Source organism: Nonomuraea sp. NPDC049784 (assembly GCF_040659615.1).
Lineage (GTDB): Bacteria > Actinomycetota > Actinomycetes > Streptosporangiales > Streptosporangiaceae > Nonomuraea.
Genome location: NZ_JBFAMX010000070.1, coordinates 21281 through 30959 on the forward strand (window position 1 = coordinate 21281; position 9679 = coordinate 30959).

The 9679-nt window shown below is 70.2% G+C and carries 15 protein-coding genes and 1 tRNA gene; 5 read left to right on the forward strand and 11 right to left on the reverse strand.

The features are described 5' to 3' along the window. Window positions 1-51: 51 nt before the first annotated feature. Window positions 52-444, forward strand: coding sequence for a VOC family protein (locus AB0J09_RS17615; protein WP_360691424.1), 393 nt, complete (start codon window positions 52-54; stop codon window positions 442-444). A gap of 20 nt (window positions 445-464) precedes the next feature. Further along, a complete protein-coding gene (locus AB0J09_RS17620) occupies window positions 465-992 on the forward strand; it encodes a nucleoside-triphosphatase (protein WP_360691427.1) in 528 nt (175 codons plus the stop codon). Here AB0J09_RS17620 and AB0J09_RS17625 read toward each other — a convergent pair. Both AB0J09_RS17625 and AB0J09_RS17630 read right to left on the reverse strand, forming a co-directional pair. Then, window positions 980-1411, reverse strand: coding sequence for a GNAT family N-acetyltransferase (locus AB0J09_RS17625; RefSeq protein ID WP_360691470.1), 432 nt, complete (start codon window positions 1409-1411; stop codon window positions 980-982). The genes AB0J09_RS17620 and AB0J09_RS17625 overlap by 13 nt on opposite strands. Window positions 1412-1580: 169 nt before the next feature. Further along, a tRNA-Ala gene (locus AB0J09_RS17630) sits at window positions 1581-1653 on the reverse strand. A 75-nt stretch (window positions 1654-1728) separates the two neighbouring features. Between AB0J09_RS17630 and sigJ the strand changes: the two genes are divergently transcribed. Next, on the forward strand, window positions 1729-2619 hold the full coding sequence (gene sigJ, locus AB0J09_RS17635) for an RNA polymerase sigma factor SigJ (protein ID WP_360691430.1): 891 nt from the start codon (window positions 1729-1731) through the stop codon (window positions 2617-2619). Between the two features lie 63 nt (window positions 2620-2682). Here sigJ and AB0J09_RS17640 read toward each other — a convergent pair whose 3' ends face one another. From AB0J09_RS17640 to AB0J09_RS17650, 3 genes are read right to left on the reverse strand one after another with little or no spacing between them, the layout of a single operon-like run. Continuing rightward, window positions 2683-3213 carry a Clp protease N-terminal domain-containing protein gene (locus AB0J09_RS17640; protein ID WP_360691433.1) on the reverse strand — a complete coding sequence of 177 codons (531 nt, stop codon included), beginning with the start codon at window positions 3211-3213 and terminating at the stop codon, window positions 2683-2685. 4 nt (window positions 3214-3217) lie between these two features. Next, window positions 3218-3433: a helix-turn-helix domain-containing protein gene (locus tag AB0J09_RS17645; RefSeq protein WP_185078147.1), complete on the reverse strand. Its 216-nt coding sequence runs from the start codon at window positions 3431-3433 to the stop codon at window positions 3218-3220. A gap of 55 nt (window positions 3434-3488) precedes the next feature. Then, window positions 3489-3908: a MarR family transcriptional regulator gene (locus AB0J09_RS17650; protein WP_360691437.1), complete on the reverse strand. Its 420-nt coding sequence runs from the start codon at window positions 3906-3908 to the stop codon at window positions 3489-3491. A 50-nt stretch (window positions 3909-3958) separates the two neighbouring features. On the opposite strand from AB0J09_RS17650, the gene AB0J09_RS17655 reads away from it, so the two are divergent. Continuing rightward, window positions 3959-4696, forward strand: a complete 738-nt coding sequence (locus tag AB0J09_RS17655; RefSeq protein WP_360691441.1) for a dienelactone hydrolase family protein — start codon at window positions 3959-3961, stop codon at window positions 4694-4696. Window positions 4697-4706: 10 nt separating this feature from the next. Here AB0J09_RS17655 and AB0J09_RS17660 read toward each other — a convergent pair whose 3' ends face one another. The 6 genes from AB0J09_RS17660 to AB0J09_RS17685 all read right to left on the reverse strand — a co-directional run bounded on the left by AB0J09_RS17660 (window position 4707) and on the right by AB0J09_RS17685 (window position 9250). Beyond that, on the reverse strand, window positions 4707-5540 hold the full coding sequence (locus tag AB0J09_RS17660; protein ID WP_360691444.1) for a metal-dependent hydrolase: 834 nt from the start codon (window positions 5538-5540) through the stop codon (window positions 4707-4709). Next, on the reverse strand, window positions 5537-6766 hold the full coding sequence (locus AB0J09_RS17665) for an MFS transporter (RefSeq protein ID WP_360691447.1): 1230 nt from the start codon (window positions 6764-6766) through the stop codon (window positions 5537-5539). Before AB0J09_RS17665 ends, AB0J09_RS17660 begins: the two co-directional genes overlap by 4 nt. A gap of 355 nt (window positions 6767-7121) precedes the next feature. Then, window positions 7122-7757, reverse strand: a complete 636-nt coding sequence (locus AB0J09_RS17670) for an SRPBCC family protein (protein WP_360691449.1) — start codon at window positions 7755-7757, stop codon at window positions 7122-7124. A 31-nt stretch (window positions 7758-7788) separates the two neighbouring features. Next, on the reverse strand, window positions 7789-8169 hold the full coding sequence (locus tag AB0J09_RS17675; RefSeq protein ID WP_360691452.1) for a hypothetical protein: 381 nt from the start codon (window positions 8167-8169) through the stop codon (window positions 7789-7791). Beyond that, complete coding sequence (locus AB0J09_RS17680; protein WP_360691455.1) at window positions 8166-8528, reverse strand: hypothetical protein; 363 nt, start codon at window positions 8526-8528, stop codon at window positions 8166-8168. The genes AB0J09_RS17675 and AB0J09_RS17680 overlap by 4 nt, the downstream gene beginning before the upstream one ends. 32 nt (window positions 8529-8560) lie before the next feature. Then, window positions 8561-9250 (reverse strand): TetR/AcrR family transcriptional regulator C-terminal domain-containing protein, encoded by a 690-nt coding sequence (locus AB0J09_RS17685; RefSeq protein WP_360691458.1) that lies wholly within the window; start codon window positions 9248-9250, stop codon window positions 8561-8563. Window positions 9251-9294: 44 nt separating this feature from the next. Here AB0J09_RS17685 and AB0J09_RS17690 point away from each other — a divergent pair. Further along, a partial coding sequence (locus AB0J09_RS17690; RefSeq protein WP_360691461.1) for an MFS transporter occupies window positions 9295-9679 on the forward strand: 385 nt, incomplete at its 3' end.

The window sequence follows — 9679 nt, forward strand, 5'->3', positions numbered from 1 at the left end:
CACTTTAGCGAGAAGAATCGTGGACATCACCGAGAGAGAAGGACCAGACAGATGCTCCGCGGATTCGCCACCCTCAACTTCTACGCAGCCGACCTCGAGGCGGCGAAGGCCTGGTACACCGAGCTGCTCGGGTTCGAGCCGTACTACCAGGTCCCCGGCGGCTACATCGAGTGGCGCGTCGGCGACTACCAGCACGAGCTGGGCATCATCGACAGCCGCTACGCCCCGGAGGGCGCGACGGAGCGGCCCGCGGGCGAGATCATGCACTGGCACGTGGACGACCTCGAGGCCGCCCTCGAGCGCCTGCTCGCCATGGGCGCCAAGGAGTACCAGCCGATCACGAAGCACGGCGAGGGGTTCGTCACCGCGTCCGTGACCGATCCGTTCGGCAATGTTCTCGGCATCATGTACAACCAGCACTACCTGGATGTGCTCGGCAGGTGACATTCTGCGATCCTGGACCTGTGTCCCGGCCGCACATCCTGCTCACCGCCCCTCCCCGCACGGGCAAGACCACCGTCATCCGCCGCCTGGCCTCGTTGCTCGAGGCGGCGGGGGTGCCGGTCTGCGGGTTCCTCAGCGACGAGGTGCGTGAGCGCGGACAGCGGGTGGGGTTCATGGTGGAGGAGTTCGGCGGGGACAAGGCGGTGATGGCGCACGTCTCGCTGGCGTCGGGGCCCAGGATTGGGCGGTACGGCGTGAACGTGCCCGAGTTCGAGCGTGTCGCGCTGCCTGCCCTGAACCGTGCGCTGGCCACGCGCGGCGCGGTCGCGCTCGTGGACGAGATCGGGCCCATGGAGCTGCTGTCACCGGCGTTCCTGCCGCGCTGCGCGGCGCTCTTCAAGGCGGACATCCCACTCGTGGCCACGGTCCACCAGCGCAGCCGGCCCGCGCTGAAGGCCCACCTCGAGGCCGAACTGATCACGGTGACGCCGGAGAACCGCGACTCACTCCCGGAAACCCTGAGCCGCCTGCTGACTCAGGGGTTGTGAACCCTCAGCCCGAAGGCGGACAGCCCCTGCTCGTGATGCTCGACCAGACCCAGTCGCCGGTAGAAGGTGTGGTTGGCGGCCCCTTCCGGGGTGGACTCGTGGTCGGTGGACAGCACGAAGTACCGGCAGTGCGCGTACCGCCCGATCAGGTGCTCCATCAGCCGCCGCCCGATCCCCTGACCGTGGTGCCCCTTGTCGACCAGCACCTCCTGCACGTAGCAGATGATCTCGTCATCGGACACCGTGCGCGCCAGGCCGAGCAACCGGCCTGCCTCGTCCCTGGCGGTGATGACGAGATGCGAGTTCGCCAGACCCCGGCGCACCTTGGCGATGTCCTGCGTGAAGGGCGTCCAGCCCACCGAGTCGTACAGCTGGTAGAGCTCGGCCTCGTCGAACGACGTCTCCTGAGAGATGACCACCAATTATGGGGCTCCCCGATTCTCCGGCATTGGGTGTTGCGCCTGAGCTTAGTCAGCCGCGAGGTTCTACCCTCTTCGAGCCGCCCGATCACGCCGAGACGGCCCTGTACGACTCCGAGCGCTGACACAAAAAAAAGAAAGCCCGGGCTTCCCCGAGCTCTCATGTGAGTGGAGCTATGGGGATTCGAACCCCAGACCTCCTCCATGCCATGGAGGCGCGCTACCAACTGCGCCATAGCCCCTTGCGATCACCAAGTGTATCGGAGTTCCGGAGCCCCTGTGTCACACCGCGCACCCTGTGGTACGTCTATAGATTTATGCCGACCTTTGAGGACCATCGAAGCCTGCTGACCGGCGTCGCGTACCGGATCCTGGGCAGCGTCGCCGACGCCGAGGACGTCGTGCAGGAGGCGTGGTTGCGCTGGTCGGGGGTGGACGAGGCGACCGTCGCCGATCCGAAGGCGTACCTGATCAGGGTGACGTCAAGGCTGGCCATCGATCGGCTGCGGTGGGCGAAGTCGCGGCGGGAGTCGTACGTGGGGCCGTGGCTGCCCGAGCCGATCAGCACCGCGCCCGACGTGGCCGAGCACGCCGAGCTGGCCGAGTCGGTGGAGCTGGCGCTGCTCCTGGTGCTGGAGACGCTGTCGCCGCTCGAGCGGGCCGTGTTCGTGTTGCGGGAGGCGTTCGACCTGCCGTTCTCCGAGATCGCGGAGATCATCGGGCGGGCGGAGCCGGCCACCAGGCAGCTCGCGCGGCGGGCGCGGGACCATGTGCGGGAGAGGCGGCCGCGGTTCGACGTGGACAGGGACGAGCGGAGGCGGATCACCGAGCGGTTCATCAACGCCTCCGTCAGCGGCGACATCGACGGGCTGATCGAGCTGTTCGCGAGTGAGGTCACGATGGTCAGCGACGGGGGCGGCAAGGCCCGGGCCGCGCTGCGGGTCATCACCGGCGTCGACAACGTCAGCCGCTGGCTGGCGTCGATCACCACTCCTGCCGGCATCGCGAGCTTCATGGCTTCGATCGGCATGGCGGGCATTTCCGACCTCTCCTTCGGAGTGACCACCATGAACAACGCCCCCGCGATGGTCGTCTCCGCGGGTGGGCGGGTGATCACGGTCGCGTCGCTGCTGATCTCGGACGGCAAGATCGACACCATTTACCTCATGGCGAATCCTGAGAAGATCGCCCACCTGGAGCCCGTCTGAGGCATGAGGGCACGTCCCGGCCCCGTAGGCCCGCACCGCCGAAGGGGCTGAGGGGTGCGGGGGTCAGGCGGTTCGCCGGGTGGGGATGCGGGCCTCGCGTACCAGCTCGGAGAGGTTCACCCCGGCGTCCCTTAGGATCGTGGCGGCGCCGTTCGCGTGGTCGGCCAGCAGGCCCCACAGCAGACGCTCCCCCGTGACGGGCCCGGGGCGCCACCTGGCCACCTCGATCACCTTCCTGGCGTGCATGGCCAGCGGGATCTCGCCCAGCGGCCCGTACAGGGTCACGCGCAACGGCCGCACCCGTGACCGCCGCAGGCTCCACAGCCCGGGCGCGTCCAGGCCCGTCCTGGTGCGGCGGTGCACGGCGTCGAGGTCGATCCCGAACGTGGCCAGCAGCGACCGGGCGTCGCCCACGTCCACCCGCGCCCGCACGTCGGCCGCGGAGGCGGTGAACGACGGCAGCGAGAACGGCCGCGCCTCGGCCACCCCCAGCAGCATCAGATCGGCGTCGAGCGCGGAGCGCCCCGCGTCGAGCGCGAGTATCCCCGCCTTGACCACGGCCCTGCGGGCGCCCTCGGTGAACCTGTCGAACACGCGACTACCTCCCCGTCCTGCGAGCGTGCTTGCGATGAGCCGACTGCCGCCGGACCCCCAGCGCGTCGGCGATCTGCTCCCACGACCAGCCCTGGGCGCGGGCGTTCGACACGTGCGTCGCCTCCAGCTCCTCCAGTAGGGCCCTGAGCGCGGCCACGGCCGCCAGCCCCACTCCCGGATCACGATCGGCGGCCGCCTCGGCCAGCTCGGTGACTTCCATGGTGTCAGCATGCGCTGACAAGCACCCGCTTGTCAACATATGCTGACAGACATGATCAGACGCGCTCGGCGAGTACGACGAGGACAGGCAGGGCCGCGGCCAAGCGCTCGCGCTCCTCAGGGGCCAGCGAGTCGACGGCGGCGGCCAGGCGTTCGGTGATGACCTGCTCGCGTCCGGCCAGCGCGGCCTGCCCGGTGTCCGTGATGCCGGTGATCACCCGCCGCCCGTCCGCGGGATCGGGCTCGCGCTCGACCAGGCCCCGCCCGTGCAGGCCGGTGAGTACGGTGCCGATGGCCTGGGCGGAGACGCGTTCGAGGTTCGCGATCTGGGCCGAGGAGTGCGGCCCGTCGCGTTCGAGCCGCTGGAGCACGGCGAGCTCGGTGAACGACAGATCGTCGGCCGAGGAGTACGTATATAGCTGCCGGATCCGCCGGGCCAGGCGCCCGACCGCGATCCTCAGTTCCTTTGCCAGCACAAAAAGCAAGTCTAGCTTTATCAATTTGGCTTTGGTAATTTCACGGCACCATGTGTTACGACAACGACGCCGCGCCGCCGCGCTTCCAGCCGCCCATCACCGGCACACGAGCCGCCGCCACCCGCCTGACCTCGTCCGACGGCACGTCCTTCGCCGCGTACGAGGCCCTCCCCGATGACGTTCGGGGCCCGGGCGTGGTGATCCTTCCCGACGTCCGCGGGCTGCACGAGTTCTACAAGCAGCTGGCCGTACGGCTGGCGGAGCAGGGCCATCCGGCCATCGCCATCGACTACTACGGCAGGACCGCCACCGACGACGACCGGGGCGAGTCCTTCCCGATCATGGAGCACGTCCGCAAGCTGAGCAGGGAGGGCATCCAGGCCGACATCCGGGCCGCCGCGGACCGTCTGGGCCGGCCGGCCGTGGCGCTGGGCTTCTGCATGGGCGGGCGCAACGCGTTCTTCGCCTCGGATCCGAGCTTCGGGTTCGCGGGGGTGATCGGGTTCTACGGGGCGCCCGGGATCGCGGGTCCGTACGGTCCCGGGCCGACGCAGCACGCGGCGGAGCTCGGGGCGCCGATACTCGGGCTGTTCGGCGGGGCGGACACGGGCATCCCGGCCGAGCAGGTGGCGGAGTTCGGCGAGGCGCTCACGGCGGCGGGGGTGGAGCACGAGATCGTGACCTATCCGGGGGCGCCGCACGGGTTCTTCGACGCCGCGCACGCCGAGCACGAGGCCGCCTGCGAGGACGCGTGGAAGCGGGTGCTCGCCTTCCTGGCGAGCCGCTGAGGCCCGCCCGCTAGTCCAGCGGCAGGCCGCAGGTGGCCCGCATGGTCAGGGTCGCCTCTTCCAACGAGAGCGCGATCTCGACCCGGCCCAACTCGGCCGTGCTCGTGACGTGGGTGCCGCCGCACGCCATGGACGCCTCGCCGTCCGGCAGCGAGCAGTGCCACGTACGGCGATCCGTCAGTTCCGGCCCCGGGATGTCCAACCGGACCGGCGCCTCGGCGGCCACCCACGCCGCGAGCTGCTCGGTCGCCTGCTGGGCGACTTTCTCGAAGTCCACGCCCTCGGCGGAGAACCCCTTCTTGCGCAGCGACTTGCCCAGGCGATAGACGTCCACGCTCCCGTGCGGGACGATCCGCGACGAGACGATCGCCGCGTGGTCGAAGTCGGGGCGGCCGAGCGGGTCCGGCGCCGTCTCCTTGCGCCAGCGGTCGGCCAGGGCGGAGTTGAGGGCGAGGGCGGCCAGGTGGCAGACGGTGTGACCGGCCGAGACCGCCGCACGGAAATCCGCGTCCACCTCGAGCTCCACCTCCGCCCCCACGGGCAGCGGCTCCTCGGTGACGTGGACGACCAGCCACTCCCAGCCCTCGGTGCCGCGCCGCACCGGGATGGCCCCGCCGACGAGGGCCTCGCCGGTGCTCGACTGGGCCCCTGTAACACAGTCGAGCACCGGCAGGCCCCCGATCGTGCCCCGGTCGGCGGGCTGGTCGGGCCAGGCGTGGTTGAGGGGGTGGAACGGCGTCTCGGCGACGACGAGACCGTGCCGGTCCCCCACCGGGACGGCCCCGACGATCTGGGAACGGCCCCTGGTCCGGCCGCCGGGGAAGGTGACGAGGGTTGTCTTCACCCGGTCATTTTCGCAGGGACCGCACGCTCGTCCTCCAGGTAGCGGTTGCGGCCCGCGTACAGGCCGGTGAGGAGCTGCGCGAGGAGCACCACGAAGAGCAGCATGTACGGCAGCGCCCACCCACCGGTCACGTCGTGCAGCACCCCCACGAGGAGGGGACCGGCCCCGGCGATGAGATATCCCGCGCTCTGCCCGAACGCCGACAGCCCGGCCGTGGCCTCGGGCGTACGGGTGCGCAGGGCCAGCATCATCAGCGCCAGCGGGAACGACCCCATGCCCACGGCTATGAGCACCACCCAGACCAGCACCAGGTCGGCGGGCCCGAGCCACAGCCCGAGGAACCCGGCCGCGTAGAACGCCACCAACCCGACCACGGCCGGACGCTGGTCGCGGAAGCGGGAGGCGACCATGGGGACGAGGATCGAGACAGGGATGTTCAGCGCGGTGAACACCCCGAGGATCACGCCGGCCTCCGAGGTGCTGAAACCGCCGTCAGTGAGGATGGTGGCGAGCCAGCCGAACATGACGTACGCGATCATCGCCTGTGTGCCGAAGTAGATCGCGACCATCCACGCCAGCCTGCTCCCGAGGAGGCGGCGGATGCCCGCGTCCCGGCTGCCCGTGTCCCGCTCCGGCTCACTGCGCAGGAGCGCAAGCCACGGAATGGCGGCGACGGCGGCCAGCGCCGCCCACACGCCGAGCGCGATGTGCCAGTCGCCTGACGCGCGCTCGATGGGCACGGTCGCGGCGGCGGCGAGCATGGTGCCCGCCGCCAGGGCCGTGGTGTAGACGGTGGTCATGATCCCGGTACGGGCCGGGAAGTGGCGCTTGATCAGCGTGGGAATGAGCACGTTGCCGACCGCGCCACCGGAGAGCGCGACGGCGCTGCTCACCAGGAACACCGGGGCCGACCCCACCAGGGACCTGACCAGCATGCCGACGCCCAGAGTGACGAGAGCGAGCAGGAGCAGCCGGTGCTCGCCGACGCGCCTGGCCAGCGTGGGCGTGATCGCGCCGACGCTGGCGAAGGCGAGCACGGGTAGCGTGGTGAGCAGTCCGGTGCCGACGCTCGACATGCCGAGCGCGCCCGCCAGCTGGTCGAGGAGAGGGCCGACGCTGGTGACGGCGGTGCGGAGGTTGAGGGCTGCGAGGACGATCCCCAGCACGAGGAGCCAGGCGAGGGGTCCGGTGGTTGGGCGGCGGGCTTCTTGGGCGAGCACGCTCATGCGGGGCTCGATCCTCCACTCATCAAGTCATAGGACGAATCGCCATCTTAACAGGACCGAAACAACCCTTTATTCCTGTCCGTCTCGCTTGTTGGGACTGAGGCCCCTTTGAGAACTCAGGCGACGTCGCCGGCCCGGCGAACGGGGGGTGGAGGTGCCCCTTCTCACGGCACGGGGTGACGAAGAGCACGTGGGAACGGCGCCGTGGAGGTGGGCGCCGTGGGGATGGAAAAGTGCACAGCGGGCGGCGCGGGGCCGAAGTGGCACGGCCCGAACAGGAAGGCGCGGCGCGGCTGGGGTTGGAAGGGTGGCGGCCGGGTGGCAGGGCGCCGTCCCGGCCGGCCGTCGGGTCAGATCACAGGACCGGTCCGGAGTTCTCCGGGGGTTCGCGGGGTGGGACCGGGCCAGGTGGTGGGAGGGTGCCGCCGGGCGGGTAGTCCCCGCCGCCCACGGTGCCGGGCGGTACGCGCGGGTCGCCGCCCGGAGGTCCGGGCGGAGCCGGTTGGGTGGAGTCGTCGTACGTCGAGCCCCGCTGGTGGGGGCCCGGGACGTCGCCGCGCCAGCCGCCGGTCTCGCTCCCGCGTGACTCGATGAAGTACTTGAAGCGTTCCAGGTCGTTGACCACGCGCAGGCGGACGAGCTGCAGCCAGTCCCCCGCCGTCTCCACGAAGCCCTCAGGGTCGTACTCCATCTGCAGAGTGACCCGGGTCGTCGAGTCGTCGAGCCGGTGGAAGGTCACCACGCCCGCGTGGTGCGGTCTGTCGAGGGAACGCCAGGCGACGCGCTCGTCCGGGTGCTGCTCCGTGATCTCGGCCTCGAACTCACGCTTGACCCCGGCGATCTCCGCCACCCAGGCCGTACGCGTGTCGTTGATCTGTTTGACCGACTCCACGCCCTCCATGAACTCGGGGAAGCTCTCGAACTGCGTCCACTGGTTGTAGGCCACCCTGACGGGGACCTCTACGTCCACTGAATGTTCGATCGTGCTCATGGCAGGTTCCACTGCCCGAGCACCTTACGAGCTAACGCCTGCGCCGCAGGACCCAGTAGAGGCCCACTATGGGCAGCACGAGCGGGATGAAGGCGTAGCCCTTGCCGTACGCCGACCAGACCGTCTCGTCGGGGAAGGCGGCCGGGTCGAGGAGGCTCAGCGTGCCGATGACCAGCACGCCCACCAGCTCGATGACGAGCCCCACCAGCGCGAAGAGGCGAGCCCCGCGCCAGAGCGCCACGGTGAGCGCGATGTAGACGGCGGCCGCGAAGGCCGACAGCGAGTACGCCAAGGGCGCCTGGTCGAACTTGCCCACGATCTGGACGGCCGCGCGGGACCCGGCGGCCAGCGAGAACAGCCCGTAGACCGCGATCAGTGCCCGGCCGGGACCGGTGCTGATGGAGGTGGTCACGCGCCCCCCTGCCAGATCTGCAGCATCCGGCCCGTCATCACCGCGATCGCGAACCCGGCAACGACCAGGATCGCCGACCCCCACCTGCTCCGCTCGGCCAGCGCCAGGAACACCCCGGCGGGCGGGATCACCACCTGCCCTGCGACGTAGCCGAACAGCGTGGCCTTCTCCTCGGGCCCCTCGCCCCCGGCCACCGCCGCGATCACGAAGCCCGCCTGGACGAGAATCGCCACCTCGAGCACGGCGAACCCGACCAGCAGGACCATGCCCATCGGCCGGTTGCGGATCGCGACGATCAGGCTCACCAGCGTGAGCAGCAGCGAGGCGACGATGACGATCGTGGAGACGACGGTGTTCATCGGGGCCAAGGCTATCCGCAGGGGTCGGCGGTCTACCTCCCGGGGAGCGCGCGTTCGATGCCGTCGAGGACCCAGTTGAGGCCGCGTTCGAAGTTGTCGTCCGCGCCGCGTACCCCCTCATCGATCATCGGCGCGAGCCGCGGGAACTCCCCGCTCTCGACCAGCTCCTTGATGTACGGCTCCGCCACGGCCGCGCGCTCCGCCTCGTTGATCCCCTCGGACCTGGGCGCCCCGCGCTCCAGCGACTCCCGCACCACGAACCCGGTCATGTAGTCGTTGAACACCGCCAGGAACCGCCAGCACGTCAGCCGGTCGAGCCCGAGCCCGTCGAAAGCGGACAGCTTCTGCTCCACGTGCCGCAGCGCGTTCGGCCCCACGGCGACCCGCTGCGAGATCAGCTCCACCCGCCACGGATGGCGCAGCACCAGCTCGCGCTCCCGCCGCGCGAGCAGCAGCAACGCCTCCCGCCACGAGGACGGCAGCGGCTCCTCGACGAGCACCTCCACGCTCACCTCGTCGAGCATCAGCGCGAGCAGGTCCTCCTTGCGCTCGATGTAGGAGTACAGCGTCATCGCCCGCGCGCCCAGCTCGGCGGCCACCCGCCGGATCGAGACCGCGGCCAGCCCCTCGGCGTCGGCGACGGCGATGGCGGCGGCCACGATCGCCTCCCTGGTCAGCACCGGGCGGCGGGGCGGCGAGGGACGCGACCAGATCGAGCTCACCGTCCCGATTTTAGACACTGTACGAAAGTGCTACGGTGTACGACATGCGATACGGCGTACGAACTCCACTCCGGACAACGGGCCTGGTCGTCCTCCTGGGCGTCGTCATGACGATGCTCGACACCACGATCGTCAACGTCGCGCTCGGCACCCTGGCCGGCGACTTCCACACGACACTCGCCACCATGCAATGGGCGGTCACGGGCTACCTGCTGGCCCTGTCGATGACGGTGCCGATCACCGGCTGGGCGGTGGGCAGGTTCGGCAGCAGGAACGTCTGGCTGGTCTCGCTCCTGCTGTTCGTCGCGGGCTCCGCGCTGAGCGCCGCCGCCTGGTCGGTCGTGAGCCTGGTCGCCTTCCGCGCGGTGCAGGGGCTGGGCGGGGGCCTGCTCCTGCCGGTCGGCCAGATGATGCTGGCCCAGGCGGCGG